Source organism: Xanthomonas campestris pv. campestris str. ATCC 33913, from assembly GCF_000007145.1.
GTDB lineage: Bacteria > Pseudomonadota > Gammaproteobacteria > Xanthomonadales > Xanthomonadaceae > Xanthomonas > Xanthomonas campestris.
Genome location: NC_003902.1, coordinates 472,109 through 488,581, shown reverse-complemented (window position 1 = coordinate 488,581; position 16,473 = coordinate 472,109). Strand labels below are relative to the sequence as shown.

Sequence of the window (16,473 nt, the reverse complement as noted above, 5' to 3'; positions counted from 1 at the left end):
GCTCTCGCCTGTTGTCCGCCAGCAAGGCCAGCCAATGCCATCCGCATGCCACCGCAGGCGACTACCTGGCCGCACACCGCACCAGCGGTGTTGCCAGAGGCTAGCAAGCGCAACCCGCAGGCGCGCAACCCATGATCGTTAGCCTGTACGCGATTTCGCTTGTCGCCGAAGCGACTGCACAGAATCAGTGCGCGGCCTGTTCCCGCGCAGCTTCTGAAACCCGGTCACCGCCGCCAGCACCACCGCACCGGCCACCACGCCCACCAGCATGTTGCCCAGTGCCTCCACCAGCCAGCCCAGGCTGCCGGAGGCCTTTGCCAGGTCCACCACCAGGTGGTGCAGGGTCGGGATGTTGTGCACCAGGATGCCGCCGCCGACCAGGAACATCGCCAGCGTGCCAGCCACCGACAGGAACTTCATCAGCCACGGGGCCGCCACCAGGATGCCGCGGCCCAAGGCCGCCAGCGCAGCGCCTTTCTTGCTCAGATACAGGCCCAGGTCGTCGAGCTTCACGATGCCGGCCACCAGGCCGTAGACGCCGATGGTCATGGCCAGCGCAATCGCCACCAGCACGGCCACCTGCTGGCCGAACGACACGCCCGCCACCACTCCCAGCGACAGCACGATGATTTCGGCCGACAGGATGAAGTCGGTGCGGATCGCGCCCTTGACCTTGTCCTTTTCCAGCGCCACCACGTCCACCGCCTCGTCGGCCAGCACCCGGGTGCGCTCGGCATGCCGCTGCGCATCTTCTTCTTCGCTATGCAGGAACTTGTGCGCCAGCTTCTCCACGCCTTCGAAACACAGGTACGCGCCGCCGATCATCATCAACGGCATCACCAGCGGCACGTTGTAGCCGCGCCCGCGCAGCCAGGCCTCCAGGGCGCTGATCGCCAGCGCCGCCGGCACCAGGATCACCTTGTTCACCAGCGAGCCCTTGGCCACCGCCCACACCACCGGCAGCTCTCGGTCGGCGGTGACGCCGGTGACCTGCTGCGCGTTGAGCGCCAGATCGTCGCCCAGCACGCCGGCCGTCTTCTTGGCCGCCACCTTGGTGAGGATGGACACGTCGTCCAGCAGCGTGGCGATGTCGTCGAGCAGGGTAAACAGGCTGGCACCGGCCATGCGGAGGTCCTTCTTGGGTGGGTGTGAATTCTCGCCGATCCTGCGCGCCGATGGGGTGACGGCTGCACCAGGGTGCTGGCGAGACACCGCGGGGCACTGGCAGCACGCGCCAGCAGGCCAGGCCGCGCCGCGCGCGCCGCCGGCAGCAGCGGTACGCCCACCCCGTTCGCAGGCCCGGGCGCGGATTCACCACACGACGACCCGGCGCTGGCCACACTCGGGCGCTCAACACACCCGGAGATGGCCTTGAGCCCCAACGACCCGCACCGCACACCGGCTCAGGCCACGCACCCGGCCGACAACGCCGTGGTCGGCGGCATGAGCCGACGGACGCAGATCCTGCGCCTGTTGCTGCGGTACCGCGGGTCGGGCGTGTTTGCCGGCATGAGCCTGGACCCGGCGGCGGTCAACGAATACGAAGTGCCCGCCGAAGGCACGCCGGACCAGTTCGTTGCCGACCTGGAAGCGCTAGGCCCCACCTTCGTCAAACTCGGCCAGATGCTCTCCACCCGCCCGGACATCGTGCCGCCTGAGTTCGCCACCGCGCTGGAGCGCATGCAGGAGAACACCAGCTCGGTGCCGGTGGAGCGCATCCGCCAGATCATCGAAGAAGAGCTCGGCGTGGCGGTCAACAAGGCGTTCTCGCATTTCGACCCGGTGCCGCTGGGCTGCGCCTCGCTGGCGCAGGTGCATCGCGCCGCCCTGCGTGACGGCACGCCGGTGGCGATCAAGGTGCAAAAACCCGAAGTCGCCGCGCAGGTGCGCTCGGACCTGGACGTGCTCAAAAGCTTCGCCAACGCCGCCGACCGCCTCACCGGCATCGGCCGCCGCGTGCGCTTTGCCGACTGGCTGGGCGAGTTCGGCAAGACCCTGCGCGCCGAACTCAACTACGAGGCCGAGGCCGAGACCCTGGTGCGTTTTGGCGAACACCTCAAGCCGTTCCCCTTGCTATGGGTGCCGCAGCCGGTGTGGGACCTCAGCAGCCGCAAGGTGCTGACCATGCAGCTGGCCGAAGGCGTGCGCGTGGACAAGATCTCCGGCCTGCGCCGCACCGAGCAGCCGATGGACGAGTTGGCCGCGGCCCTGGTCAAGGGCTACCTGGACCAGATGTTCGTGCATGGCGAAATCCATGCCGACCCGCACCCGGGCAACCTGCGGGTGATGCCCGACGGCCGCCTGGCCATCTTCGACCTGGGCATGGTGGCGCACGTGCCACCGCGCCTGCGCGAGCGCCTGCTCAAATTGCTGTTTGCCGCCGTGGACGGCCGTGGCGAAGAAGTCGCCGAGGAAACCATCGCGCTCAGCACGCGCCTGGAGGACTACGACGAGGAGCGCTACCTGCGCGAAACCGGGCAGATGATTGCCCGCTACGCCGCACACGACGCCACCTCCGAGGGCCGCGTGGTGCTGGACCTGGTGCGCATTGCCACCGCCACCGGCCTGCGCACCCCGCCGGAGCTGAGCCTGCTCGGCAAGACCTTGCTGAACCTGGAAGGCGTGTGCCGCGCGCTGTCGCCGGCATTGGACACCCGCCGCATCGTCGAACGCCACCTGCAGCACGTGATGCGCGCACGCCTGAAGAAGTCGATGTCGGCGGCCAACCTGGCCAGCGAAGCCATGGAATTGCAGCACCTGCTGCGCGAAGGCCCGCGCCGCATGTCCGACATCCTCTCGCTGGTGGCCGAAAACCGCATGCAGATGCGTGTGACCGGGCTGGAAGAGTCGCACCTGATGGAAAGCCTGCAGAAGATCGCCAACCGCGTCGCCGCCGGCATCGTCACCGCCGCGCTGATCATGGCGTCCTCGCAGATGATGCGGATCGAGACCGGTCTCAAGCTCTGGGGCTACCCCGCGATTGCGATGGTGCTGTTTCTGCTCGGCGTGTTCCTGGGCCTGGGTATCGTGCTCAGTGCGCTGGTCTTCGACCGCCGCGTGCGCGCACGTGAGGAACGTGGGCACCGGTAACGCGGGATGGTTGGTGCCTGCTGCTTGTGCGCCTGTTCTTCGTTAGGCGTTCGACGCCGCATATGGGCGGTGGCAGTGGCGTTGAAGTCAAAGGTGTCTGCACGCCGGCGTCGTGGTTGCCTGCATGGATCTGGCTTGCGACATCATCGAAGAGCGTAAAGCGGCCGTGGCGCATCTGGTTGGCGAAAAGCGCCGGTGCCAGCCCGATCGCAGGCAGCCCGGCTGATCAGTTGATCGGTTGATCGGTTGATCGGTTGATCGGCACCGCCGATGATTTCTCGCTATCGCGCAACAGCGCAATGAACGCGTGCTTTCAACCGCACGCACCTAGCTTGCGTTCGCCAACGCACCGAACACATGCCGCAGCTGCGCGAGCATTCGAAGATGTCCCTGGGCAGCAGCGCCACAAACGCCATGCGCATTTCCTGCCTGGTGTTTGATGCCCCATAGCAATCCGCGCCGCTATCAGTCGTTCTCCAGACAACGATTCGCTCCCCACGCGTCTTGCACCACACTGCATGTGGCTCTGACGGCCAGCACTGCGCCATTCAATCGTGCAGGTCAGAGCGGGCAGAACCGCGCCAATACGCCGGCATCGCGCAGCGTGCGCAGGGCGCCCCCGCGTCCACACGCGCTTCGGCGAGAAAGCAACCCGCCTGGCAAAGCAGCGCGCACAGTGGCCGCAACACTACATCAGGGCCCTCAACAAACATTTCAGTCAGCTTTGTCGCGGCATAGTCCGTCATCCCGGTGTCACATTTCGCGTGAAAGCCAAGGACACGGCGAGCAAAGCGTGCGGTGCGTGCTCGCCTCTTTCCCCCACGGACGCTGCACATGCATTGGATTTTGGCGCTGTCGTTGTTGCTGTTGCTCTTGTTGCTGGTGGCGTCGCCGCGTCTGGCGTGGCTGAAAGCCGGGCTGCTGTCGTTATTGTTGCTGTTGCTCAGCGCGTGGGGCCTGGTCGATCGGCTCAGTGGCGACGGCGTCAATGCCGCAACGCTCTACCACCTGCGCGCGGACATGGACGGCGCCGGCGTCAGCGATTTTTCCGGCTACATCGCCGTGTTTATCGGCATGGTGCTGCTCTCGCTCAGCCCGCTGGTGCTGTTGCGGGTGCGCCGTTTCCGGCGCCCGCGTGGCGGCGGTGCGGTGTTCGGTGCGTTCGTGGTGATGCTGTTGGTGAGCGTGGCGGTCAGCCCGCTGTATCGCGATGGCAAGCGGCTGTACTACCAGTTGCGCCCGGTCGATTACGCCACCGTGGTGCCGGAATACCAGGTGCCGCAGCAGCCGCTGCAAAAGCGCAAGAACATCGTCTGGATCTATGGCGAAAGCCTGGAGCGCACCTACTTCGACGAAGCGACGTTTCCCGGCTTGATGCCCAATCTGCACCAGCTCGCCACCGAAGCAGTGGACGTGCGCAACCTCACCTCCACCGAAGGCAGCGGCTGGACCATTGCCGGCATGGTCGCTTCGATGTGCGGCGTGCCGCTAACCACTGCCCCAGGCGATGAGAACAGCATGGGGCGCATGGGCCTGTTCCTGCCCGAGGCGCGTTGCCTGGGCGACTATCTCAAGGACCAGGGCTACCGCAATCACTACGTGGGCGGCGCCGATGCCAGCTTCGCCGGCAAGGGCAGCTTTCTGGCCAGCCACGGCTTCGACGTGGTGCACGACGTGAATTACTTCCACGACAAGGGGGTAGCGCCGAAGCATTTCTCCGCATGGGGCGTGCACGACGATGTCTTGCTCGATGATGCCTGGGATAGCTTCCAGACGCTCTCGCGCGCCGGCCAGCCGTTCATGCTCACCACCTTGACCATGGACACCCATCATCCTGCCGGCCACCTGCCGCTGGCGTGCAAGAACCAGCGTTATGAGAGCCCGCTGGGTGACATCGGGCTGCTGCATGCCATCAAGTGCAGCGACCGGCTGATTGGTCGGCTGGTCACGCGCATCCGCAACAGCCGCTACGGCCGCAACACCATCATCGTGATCGCCTCCGATCACCTGGCCATGCCCAACGATCTCAGCGACGTGCTGGCCAAGCAAAAACGCGAAAACCTGTTGCTGTTCCTCGGCAAGGACATTCCGCCGCAACAGGTGGTCACGCGCGCCGGCAGCACCCTGGATTCGGGCGCCACGCTGCTGCAATTGCTGGAACCGGGCATGCGCACGCTGGGCTTCGGCCGCTCGCTGCTGGCCAATGACGCCCCGCCAAGTGCAAGCGTTGCCGCCAGTCGTGACAGCGGCAAAAACTATCCGCGCTATCTGGCCTATGCACGCACGTTATGGACCGGGCGCAGCACGCGCATGTTGCGTGTCAACGGCAATGGCGATGTGGTGGTGGGCGTGCAGCAGGTGCGCCCGCCGGTGCTACTGGAATACGACGACAACACCAACCTCAAGACGGTGTATCTGGAAAACACCTCGCGCCAGTTCGACCGCACCCACAGCGACGGCACGCTGGCCTATGTGGACCGTTGCACCGCCTTCGAAGACGGCTCGGCCGATGGCGACTGGTGTGCGCTGGTGGTGGATCGCAATCAGCACATGAAGCTGTACCGCGACCCCGACCTCACCCGCGGCATCGCCGTGGATGCGCCGCTGGATGTCACCCCGCAAGCGCCGCGCCCGCGCGTGCGTCAGCCGATCATGCTCACCCAGGCCGCGCGCAAGACCGAGGCCGGGCGCTACATGCTCGAGCTTTACGCCAAACGCCGCCCAACCCGCGCGTTCTGGGTCGAAGCCGTGTCGTCCGAACGCAAGGTGGTGCTGGCCCAGCAATGGGTGGTGCCCGACGCCTCCGGCCGCATCCGCATGCCGGTCGGCCTGGAGCATGCAGTGGAGGATCTGGAGATCCGCGCCTGGCTGGACTACACCGAAGAGGTGAGCGTGGACGACCTGGCATTGGTCAAGGACACCGCGGTTGCGGATCGCTCCTGATCGGGTCTCTGCACGGCCAGCAGGCGGGCGTTGCTGTTGTTTGCTGCGGCATGTGGCACATGGATCTGCAGCTTCCGAGGCGGTGTCCTCACGGCGTGCGGGGCATTGAGGCGACACCAGCGCCGGCACCTGGGTTTCCATGGATGCATTCGCGACAAGCCCTTGAAGTGGCAAGCCCGTTGCGCGCTCGACCAAGCTGGCGTTGGCGTGTGTGGCATCGGGGTTGGCGATGCTGTCGGTTTCACTGCGCATTGAACGCCAGCAGCTAAAGGCAGTCGTCCTGGTTTGAAAAAGGCGGTGTGGAAGAGGCAACGCCGGAGCCGGAGCGGACACCAAAGCCAAGCATGTGTTCTGCGCCCTGGCTGCAGGGCCCTCGCCCGCCCACCGGCGCGGGACACGCCGTGAATCCGTCCATGGAGGCTCTTATGCGGCATCCATGCCGCATAAGGTCCCGTGCCGGTGGGCGGTCAAGGACCAGTGGGGATGATCGGTGTGCATGGCACAAGCAGTGTTTGATGCACTCTGTTCGATAGTGGTTAGCCGGCTCAACTTCGGATGCATGTTGCGACCGCCGCTTTTCAGGTGACCACCGACCAACTCTCCGGCGCGGTGTCCTCACCGTTTGCGCGACCCTTGGCATGGATGACGCTAAGGAGCCTCCACGGACAGATTCACGGCGTGTCCCGGAAGCGCTGAGGGCACCGCGCACTCAACAGATCAGACGGTTGATCCAGGCAGTCGACCGCGCCTGGACGCGCGACGATTCAAATCCCGGTCGTCCTATGTGTGAAGCCAGCGGCGATTCGTTATTCCGGCTCGTCGACGGAACGAAGAGACGGTGAGCGACACGCGGCGTGACCGGATAGGGACGATGCGCGGGGGCTGGTCGTCACGTCAGATGCCTCCTGCGCTGAGGCACCGCCTTCCGCCCACCCGGCCTGGAACCATCCAGATGACGCCGTAGCCGACCTACCGCCGCGCTTCCACCGCGCTGACGCATTAACAGCGCACCACACGCGCACGCCAGCTCAGCCTTCCGAAGCAGGCGTGGCATCGCCCGCATCGCGCGCCACCGCCGCACCCGCACGGCTGAAGCGGATTTCCTGCGGCGATTGCAGCGCAATACCGGCAGTGTCCATACGCTGCAGCAACGCAAAGAACAGTTCGCTACGCACGCCGTACGAATCGCGCGGGCTGCGCACATAGGCAAACGAATTGAAGTTGACGTGGCCGCCTGCCAGCGAGTCGATGAACACCTCTGGCGCCGGCTCGGCCAGCACCTTGGTGTGCTCGGCAAACAACTCCAGCAGCATGTCGCGCACCTTGGCCACATCGGTTTCCAGCGGCACCGAGAACTGCAATTGCACCCGGCCCAACGGATTGGACAAGGTCATGTTGCGCACGCTCTTGGTGATCAATTCCGAGTTGGGCACGATCAGTGTGGAGCGGTCGCCGACCTGGATCTCGGTGGCGCGCACGCTGATCTTGCGCACATCGCCTTCCTGGTCGCCAATGCGCACCCAATCGCCAATCTTCACCGGCCGCTCGGCCAGCAGGATCAGGCCCGACACAAAGTTCTGCGTGATCGCCTGCAAGCCAAACCCGATGCCCACCGACAACGCGCTCAGCACCAGCGCCAACCGTTTCAGATCCAGGCCCAGCGCAGTCAGGCCCCACACCACCACGATCAACCAGCCCAGATAGCGCGCCACCGTGCTGATGGAGTTACGTGCGCCGGCATCGAGTTCGGTCTTGGGCAGATAGGTGTTGAGCAACCACTGCTGCACCACATGCACCACCCCCATGCCCAGCAGGAACACGCACAGCGCCCGGAACACATCGCCGGGGGTGATCACCAGCTCTTTGCCGATGTTGATGCCGTGGGTGATGTTCTCCGCCCAGTCGGCCACCACGCTGAGATTTGCGCCATACGGCGTCAGCAGCAACGCGATGCCCAACAGCACCAGCACCACGCGGGCCGCCGCCGAGATCAGCAATCCCAGCTGCACCAGGCGCCCGCTGCCGATGCTGAGCGCGTGCGCGAGCGCGCGGCTGAAACGGCCATCGGGTTTGAACAGCCAGGTCATCAGATCGTCGGCGAACACCACCAGCAAGCCGAGCAGGCTGCAGACCAGGGTGATCCAGATGATCTGCCGCTCCACGAACAAGGCCAGATTGAGATAGCCGAACAAGGCGGCGATCAGCGCAAAGATCACCGCCAGATGTCCCAGCAGGCGGATCAGCACGATGAAGCCGCCGCCGCGCGAGACCACCGGTGGTGGCGCGTCGCTGTCGGGATCGACCACGCCTGCATTGGCCGCGTGCGCGCGCAACGACAGACTCAGACCCGCCAGCGCCGACAGAATCAACCCCGCATACAGCAATGCCGCCACCGCATCGGTGGCTGTATTCAACGCCGGGCTGCTGCCCGCCGCCTCGTTGATCTTGGACCCCATGCCGCTGCACCAGATCACCGCTGCGGTGGCCAGGCAATGCACGCGCAGCCGATCGACGGTGGCGTCATCCAGCGGGAACAACCGCCAGCTGGGTTGATGCTTCATCAGCAGGCTGGCACTGAGCGAGCCCACGAAGGCGGCCACCAGACTGACCGCGACAAACCCGGTCAGCAGCTGGTCCAGATCCTCCGCCACTTGGCCGAGCGAGCGGATACTTTCGACCAGGACAAACGCCGCGACTCCAAGCGTCAGCGTGCCGATCAGCAGAAACCACAATGCCAGCCCCGAGCGTCGCAAGCGCCCGCCCGGCGCGCGCGAGGCGGCATACCGCCGGCCCAGATGGCGCAGAAAGATGCGCAGCGGCAGGGCCAGCAACAGCGCGATCAGCACACCGGTGATCAGCCCGCCGACGCCATTGGCGGCGGTTCCGGCCTGCACCATCTGCACCGTCCTGGCCGACAAGGCCTGCAGGCGCGCGCGATCGTCAGGCCACTGCTGCGCAATCTGGTTCCAGAATGCCGGCGACAACGGCGAGGCCACGCGCGTCGAGAGCTGCACGCTGAAGCGTTGCACGCGTTCGCGCTCGAGCCGATCGGCCAGGTCCTTGGCATCGGAGACCAACAGCATGGCGCGCTTGGATTCGGCATCCAGCCCATCTCGTTCTTTGGCCAGCGAGTCACGTTGCTTGGTCAGGTCTTTTGGCTCGCCTGCTTGCTTGACGCCAAGCGCCTCCAGCCGCACGTTGAGTTCCTTCAGCGGCGGATCCAACGTGCGCACTAGATCCTGCGCCTGCCGCTGCGCGCCGGTGACCTCATCGGTCAGCTTGCCGAGCTGATCCTTATCGGACTTGTCCAGCCCCGCTTCGGCCTGCTTGAGAACCTTCTGCATGCTGTCGAGTTGGGCCTGCGCATTTTCCTGCAGCGTGTCCTCGTCCTGCGCCACCGCAGCACCCACGCAAACCATCCACAGCGCCACCAGCAACAGCAGGCGCCGCACGACGCCGCGATGGGCAGTTGGAACCACTCGAAATTCAGACACGGGCAGGTATCGGGCAGGCGCGGACGATGCGCAGAGCCCGCAATCTTAAGCCACCGCCCGGAGCGGTTCCGGCAATCCGGCTCACCCCGGCCGCGCCGATTCAGCGATGAGTGCGCCCACCAGCGGAGACCATTGGAACCCGCAGTGCACGTAGTGGGCCCATTGGCCGGCGAACCGACCGGGTCGGGAAGCCCAGCGAGCGGTGTGCATGTCGAGACCGTGTCCAGGGCGATGAGCCACGTGAGCCGAAGACAGTCCACGTTCGAGTTGAGCATGTGATCGAAGCCAGACAGGCTCACGTAGGCGAATGCGGAGTGCGCGCAATGGCAAGCAGCTAGGGACAGCCGCAGTCACCCGACAACAGGCGTCCTCGCCAGTCAGCACGCCCTGGCGTGCCTGGGCATCCAGTCCCCCACCACATGGCTCGCCGACGCCAGCCAACCAGCGCATGAACGTCGGCGCCGGGCTGTCACCTCGTGCCAACAGTTGGCTGTCGCAGAATCGAATCACCGCTGCGGCAGACGCAGCGGATGACCGCGAAGGAGACTCCTATGCAGATCCAGATCCAGACCGACAACCACGTGCCGCATGACCCCTCCGTTGTGCAGCACGTCGAGAAGACCTGTTCCGCGCAGTTGGCGCACTTTGCCCACGACATCACCCGCGTGGAAGTGCATTTGCGCGACGAGAACGGCCAGCGTGGCGGTGCGGCGGATCGGACCTGCAGTATCGAGGCCCATGTCGCCGGCCTGCCGCCCATCGCTGCCAGCAACAGCGCCGAAACCACCGCGTCTGCGGTCACCGGTGCGGCCCGCAAGCTGCGCAGCGCCATCGAAAGCGCCCGCGGCAAGCAGCAGGCCAAGGCGACCGCGCCGGCGCCAGACCCCTTGTAAGGTCTGCACTGCGGGGCGGGCACACCCGCCCTGTGGCAGCCCATGGCCCCACGCATCCCTGAAAACGCGATCGGCCCGTTTGCAATGGCAGTGCTATCACAAACGGGCCGACTCATGTCTGGTGCGCCCGAAGGGATTCGGACATTCCGCGTAATCGTTTGTTTAAAATGGATTTAATCAAGTTAGTAGCGGACCGATTCCCCCATGGATGCCCCCAACGTTTTGGGGCTCGATTGGGTGCGGATGGACAGCAGTGGACAGATGAGCCATAGATGAACAGACGAAGACCACTGATATGGAATGTAGGCCAGCGCCACCGATGCGGTAGGGATGGACAGAAGCCCTAATGACTGATGCTCCGCGTCGGCTGCGTCCCGACGTCCCCCCGCCCTGAGTAGCGGCCTGGTTTAGAGTCCGGGGTTGATGATATCGGTGTTTGCCAGATGTTGGGCATACGCAGCCGGCGTCATGCCGCCGATTGCTTTCTTGGGTCGGTCCTCGTGGTATTCGCGTCGCCAGCGTTCGATTTCGGTGCGCGCGTGCAGTAACGTCGGGAACCAGTGCTCGTTGAGGCATTCGTCGCGCAGTCGGCCGTTGAAGGATTCGACGTAGGCGTTCTGGTTCGGTTTGCCTGGCTGGATGAGCAGTAGTTGCACATTACGGGCATGCGCCCAGGCGACCATCGCCTTACCGCAAAACTCCTTGCCGTTGTCAGTGCGGATCACCTTCGGCAAACCGCGACTGTGCGCCAGTCGGTCCAGCACGCGCGTCACCCCGTGCCCGGAGATCGCGCGCTCCACCTCGATGGCGACCACTTCGTGGGTTGCATCGTCCACGATCACCAGACACTTGATCACCCGGCCTTCGGCGGTGCGGTCGAACACAAAGTCCATCGACCACACCTGGTTGGCCTGCGATGGCCGCAGCAGCGGTTGACGCTCGCCTATTGGGACCTTCTTGCGCTTGCGGCGGCGCACTTGCAGCTGCTGCTCGCGGTACAACCGTTCCACACGCTTGTAGTTCACGATGCGCCCTTCTTGCCGCAATTTGAGATAGATCATTCCCACGCCATAGCGGCGATGGCGATGTGCCAACGCACAGATGCGTTCGCGCAGTTCGCCATTGCGATCTTCGCGCGGGCAATACCGCAGTGCACTGGCGCTCATGCCGATCACTGCCAACGCACGACGCTCGCTGGCACCACGCCCGATCCATTCGCGCACCAGCGTCCGACGCGCCGGTGCGCTCACCACTTTTTTCGCAGTGCATCCTTGATCAGGTCGTTCTCGAACAACTGCTCGGCCAGCAACTTCTTCAGCCGCGCGTTCTCGGACTCGAGGTCCTTGAGCCGCTTGGCATCGGGCACGCTCATCCCACCGAACTTGCTGCGCCACAGGTAGTACGAGGCCTCGCTGAAGCCATGCCGCCGGCACAGGTCCTTGATGGCGACGCCGCTTTCGGCTTCGCGCAGAAAGCCGATGACCTGCTCGTCAGTAAAACGTTTCTTCACGTCCAATCTCCTCGGGGTAGGGAATTGGACTCCAAACTGAGGCGCTACTCAAAATTGGGGGGACGTCGGCCCACGGTGCCGCCCTTACCAAGCGGACATTGCTGAGCAGAGGCCAGCTGTCGGACACATTTCAGCAAATTCGGTCAAGCCGGCTTCACTTAGCCGGTAACCGAAATCTCAACGATCGCGTCAGCAAGCGCCTGCACATGCTCAAGCGGAGTAAATACCTGTGGAGTTACCCGGATACAGGCTCCGCTAGCAAGATCGTTTCGAACCACTGTAAAGATGCGGAATTCTGTCTCAAGGCGAGTCTGGAGTGCACTCACTTGCACCTTCGACGTCTGTCCGCGCAGGCGGAATGCCCCCATTCCCGATGCGTTTTTAGATCCGGTCGCGCCTAATACCTCAACCGCCGACGACCCTTCAAGGCTGGCGACCCATGCTTCGCGGAGGTAGTTCAGCCGCGCTTGTTTATTTGCGCCGCCAATAGCGCGGTGAAAAGCGAGAGCATCAGGCACAGTAAGAAATGAAGCGAAGTCAGATGTTGCCAAGTGCACGCGATTGGCCACATCCGTATCACTGCTGTCCTCTCCTGGAAATGGCCTCACAGGCACCAGTGTTCCGTGCCGCATGTAAAGGGCCCCGACACCTACCGGCGAGCCGATCCACTTGTGGAGATTGAAGACAGCCCAGTCAACGTTCAAGTCGTCAAGGGTGAAGTCGAGCAACCCCCAGGATTGTGCGCAATCGCAAATGACGTGGATGCCGCGGCACTTGGCAATAGCCGCGATCTCTCGCACTGGCAGCACTAGACCGTGTTGATTGCTGACATGAGTAAGCAACATCAGCTTGAGATCCGGAAGCGCATCAAAGGCTTCTCGATAGATCCTTATGTAATCCTCATCGGTTCCCGCAGCCGGGAGACTCAGCATCGTTCCCCTTACCTGCCGCGACTCTGCGAGCCAGGACATCATGCGCTTGAACTCGGGGTAGTCGGCATCTGCCCACAGGATCGCGTTACCGGAACTCAATTCGTCATACTGGGTGATCAGATTGACGAACGACTCAGTCGCGTTGCGGGTGAGCATCAGCTCCTCGACGCTGACACCGAGAGCATCGGCAACTGCCGCCCGCGCTTTCAGAAAATCGCGATCGTACTCACGGCGTGCATACCACGACAATTCGCGATTGACTCTGTGCGTGTGGCGAGCCAACGCCTGCTCTACTGGGATGGACATCTGTCCCCAATAGCCGTGCTCAAGGTTGATGATTTCCTCTTGGATTGAATAGAGTCTACCTACCGCGCGCCAGTGGGCTTCGTCGCGTGCAAGCTCATGCGGGCGTTTGTTGGAAACAGGAATGTCTAGTTCATTGCTCACAGCAGACGACTCAGGAATCAGGGGCGCGGCAGCCAGCGAAGCGGACATCTTCAAAAATCCTCTGCGATTGCCCATTCAAGTCGTCCTCTGTCAGGTGTGGAGCTTCAAGCATCGTCGTCGTGTGCTTAAAACGTAAGACCGGCGCGCATAAATAACGCACGACCCGTAAAGCCGAACGGCGATGTGGCGTTATACGGATGCGTGCCTGCGTTGTCCGAGCCATTGGTCCCCACTGCAACACTGGCCGCAGTGGACGCGATATTCTCGTCCGGATACACATCAAGCAGGTTCTGCGCCCCGATGCTCACACGCAGGGCCGGCGTCACCTGTGCTGAGAGTTCCAGATCGGTGATGATCTTTGGCGAAAAGGTCTGGATGATGTCGTAGGTGGTGGCCGAGGCTGGCACCAAGCGCGTGTCGTAGCCCGGCGTGAGCACTGCAACCTGCGCTGCGTTCTTGCCAGTCAGGGCCACGCTGGAGACTTGGCCATAGCGGGTGTTTGTCAGGTTTGCCGAGAAGCGGCCATGCGTATAGTTCAGGTTGAGCATCAGCTTGTCGCGAGGCTGACTGTCTGAGTACCGCAACTGCTGGGTCAGGTCGAACAGCGGCGTGGTGATGCCCAGCGCAGCAATTGGTGCAGGCGTGCCAGCAATCCGATCAAAATCAGTGGTGTTGTAATTGCCAGCAAAGGTGCCGGTCAGTGCTCCGCCAAGTTCAAATTGTCGCCGATAATTGATGACCAGATCCATGCCACGCGTGACGGTGTCCACAGCGTTGGTCAAAAACGAAATCGCCGCGAATCCCGACTGTCCATTGGCCGCAAGGTAGTTGGTCAGGTGCGGGTCCTGGAACGTCGAGGAAATCGCAATGCGGTCGCGGACCTTGATCTGATAAGCATCAAGTGAGGCTGACCAGTTGCCTTCCTGAAATACCGTGCCAAGCGAAATGTTGTTCGACGTTTCAGGCTTGAGATCGGTCGCCCCGGCCAGCTGCGCCGCCTCGGTTCCCACTGCGGCAACACGCACGATCGCCTGCGCCCCATTGAGAATCAACGTATTGGACGCGTTGTAACCAGACTGCGCCAGCGCTGGAGCACGGAAGCCAGTGTTGTACGAGCCCCGTAGCGCCCATTGTTCGCTCAGCTGAAAACGACTCGCGATTTTGACGTTCGTCGTATTGCCGAAATCGGAGTAGCGCTCATGGCGGGCGGCAGCGCTCAGCAGCAGGCGGTCGCTAGGCGATTGCTCGACTTCCACGTAGATCGCCTGACTGTTCCGGTCCAGCAGCGCGTTGTCGTCCGGGCCATTGCTTGGGCCCGGCTGTGAGCCGGGAATCGCAGGCCTTCCCGCGTTGGGCCCGTCCAGGATGGGCACGCCCCCGTTAATGTAGCCAGCCTCGGCGCCGGACAACAGCCGGTACTGCTCGTAGCGATGCTCTGCGCCTAATGCCAAGCGCAGTGGGCTGAAGCTGCCCAGGGCGAGCTCTCGATTCAGATCGAGATTGGTTGTCCATTGATCAAAGTCGGCGCCGCTGCGATAGAAACGTGTTGGCGAACCGGCGCCGAGCGAGACATTGACGCTATTGGCGTAAAACAGGTCCTGCGTATTGCGCCCGTAGACCGTGGATAGGTCCCAACCGAATCCTGCAAGCGCATGGCCTCGCAGACCCAGCGCAACCGATGTGTTGTCGATGCGTGTATCCAGCATCGGGCTGTAGCCATCCGGATAGATGGCACGTACCGTCTCGTCCTGACCCGCACGCCGGAAGAAGTAAGTGATATCCCCATCCAGGCGGCTGTGGCCGCCGAAGGAGTAGAACTCCACCGCATCAGACAGGGGCGTCACTAAGTTGTAGAACAGCTGCCGATTGGTGCTTGGCTGGGTGCCCTGGAAGAACACGTCCCGGTCAAAACCGGCTTCGAGGGGATCAAGCCTGCCATTGGGCGCGGTCAGCCCTGTCCCGGAGCCATAGTTGCCGGAGGGCATCACCGGCGCACCAGCAGCGTTGGCGCCGAAATACTGTTGCCGAGTGTCGGGACGCGCCCGGTTGCTGGCTGCGATGTCTTGCACGGCCGCAGTGAGCCGCACGACGCCTTCCCTGCCGATGGGGAATCCCGTCGCTGCGGCCACCTCATGCGTTTGACCGTCGCCCTTGCTGGTAGCAAGGTAAGTGGCGTGCGCCACGGTCTCCAGCGAGCGGTCCAAGGTGAGGTTGATGACGCCGGAGATTGCATCGGACCCATATTGCGCCGCTGCGCCATCGCGCAGGACTTCCACGCGCGATAAGGCCAGGGACGGGATGGCGTTGAAGTCGATCGAAATATCGCCGCGTCCAACACCATTGCTTGAGTTGAGATCTGCCGACGTGTGGCGACGCTTGCCATTGATCAGCACCAGCACCTCACCCGGCCCCAGGCCCCGTAAAGACGGCGGCATGAGGTAGTCGCCGGCACCCGATGCAATCGGGCGCGGGATGTTGAAGCTGGGCACTTCGACCTTGAGCATCTGCAGCAGATCGACGCGCCCGTTGCGCTCCATCTCCTCTCTGGTAATCAGGTCCACTGGCGTTGGCGACTGCAGCATCGAGCGACCGCCGAAGCGGCTACCCACCGTAATGACCTCGAATTCCTTGTCTACCAGCGTAGACGAGTTCGCTTCCCGATCTTCAGCGAAGGCTGGCAGTGCCACTGCAAGACTCGTTGACAGCATTCCCGTCACCGCAAGAGTTCGACTACGCAACATGCACACTCCCCATCAAGAATTATTGTTACATAGTAACAATTTGTTTCAGTATTTCGAGTGGCGACTGGAAATAGTCGGCGAGAGCAAACGTGCGCTCCTCATATTGGGGACGGATCAACCGCCTCTCCCGGCGCTGCTGCTGAGGGAAATACCTAAAGTCCAGCTCGCCTAACACCGACTGCCTGTTGGACTCTTGTCGTCCATGATCATCCGCCACCAAGCAGCGCCTGGCTGCGGCTTTTTTTGTGATGTTTCGAACAACCAACGGTGCTGGGCACCATCAAGGAAAAATGCTCTTGGGCGTTACCGCAACTCGTCACGTGGGCGATTATCTGCTAACGGCGCACTTCTCACCGGCTGACGGTAAATTCCTACCCGAACTCCTATTTCCAAGCCCGGCGGCATCACACTTCATCGTCAATC

Annotated in this window: 7 protein-coding genes and 1 pseudogene; 3 read left to right on the top strand and 5 right to left on the bottom strand. The window is 63.1% G+C overall.

Features of this window, described 5'->3' with window-relative positions; all coding sequences use genetic code 11:
* Positions 1-138 precede the first annotated feature (138 nt).
* Positions 139-1,125 (bottom strand): DUF808 domain-containing protein, encoded by a 987-nt coding sequence (locus XCC_RS02105; RefSeq protein WP_011035658.1) that lies wholly within the window; start codon positions 1,123-1,125, stop codon positions 139-141.
* Positions 1,126-1,365: 240 nt separating this feature from the next.
* On the opposite strand from XCC_RS02105, the gene XCC_RS02100 reads away from it, so the two are divergent.
* The gene (locus tag XCC_RS02100; protein WP_011035657.1) at positions 1,366-3,090 is read left to right on the top strand and encodes an ABC1 kinase family protein; all 1,725 of its coding nucleotides are present in this window, start codon (positions 1,366-1,368) and stop codon (positions 3,088-3,090) included.
* Positions 3,091-3,924: 834 nt separating this feature from the next.
* Positions 3,925-6,033 (top strand): phosphoglycerol transferase I, encoded by a 2,109-nt coding sequence (locus tag XCC_RS02095; protein WP_011035656.1) that lies wholly within the window; start codon positions 3,925-3,927, stop codon positions 6,031-6,033.
* Positions 6,034-7,061: 1,028 nt separating this feature from the next.
* Here XCC_RS02095 and XCC_RS02090 read toward each other — a convergent pair.
* Positions 7,062-9,485 carry a DUF3772 domain-containing protein gene (locus XCC_RS02090; protein ID WP_016945157.1) on the bottom strand — a complete coding sequence of 808 codons (2,424 nt, stop codon included), beginning with the start codon at positions 9,483-9,485 and terminating at the stop codon, positions 7,062-7,064.
* A gap of 593 nt (positions 9,486-10,078) precedes the next feature.
* On the opposite strand from XCC_RS02090, the gene XCC_RS02085 reads away from it, so the two are divergent.
* Positions 10,079-10,420, top strand: coding sequence for an HPF/RaiA family ribosome-associated protein (locus XCC_RS02085; protein WP_012437150.1), 342 nt, complete (start codon positions 10,079-10,081; stop codon positions 10,418-10,420).
* A 407-nt stretch (positions 10,421-10,827) separates the two neighbouring features.
* Here the strand turns inward: XCC_RS02085 and XCC_RS02080 are convergent.
* From XCC_RS02080 to XCC_RS02070, 3 genes and pseudogenes are all read right to left on the bottom strand, one after another.
* A pseudogene (locus XCC_RS02080) lies at positions 10,828-11,930 on the bottom strand (IS3-like element IS1404 family transposase).
* 158 nt (positions 11,931-12,088) lie between these two features.
* Positions 12,089-13,357 carry an aminotransferase class V-fold PLP-dependent enzyme gene (locus XCC_RS02075; protein WP_228442280.1) on the bottom strand — a complete coding sequence of 423 codons (1,269 nt, stop codon included), beginning with the start codon at positions 13,355-13,357 and terminating at the stop codon, positions 12,089-12,091.
* 77 nt (positions 13,358-13,434) lie between these two features.
* A complete protein-coding gene (locus XCC_RS02070; RefSeq protein ID WP_012437148.1) occupies positions 13,435-16,050 on the bottom strand; it encodes a TonB-dependent receptor plug domain-containing protein in 2,616 nt (871 codons plus the stop codon).
* Positions 16,051-16,473: the final 423 nt, after the last annotated feature.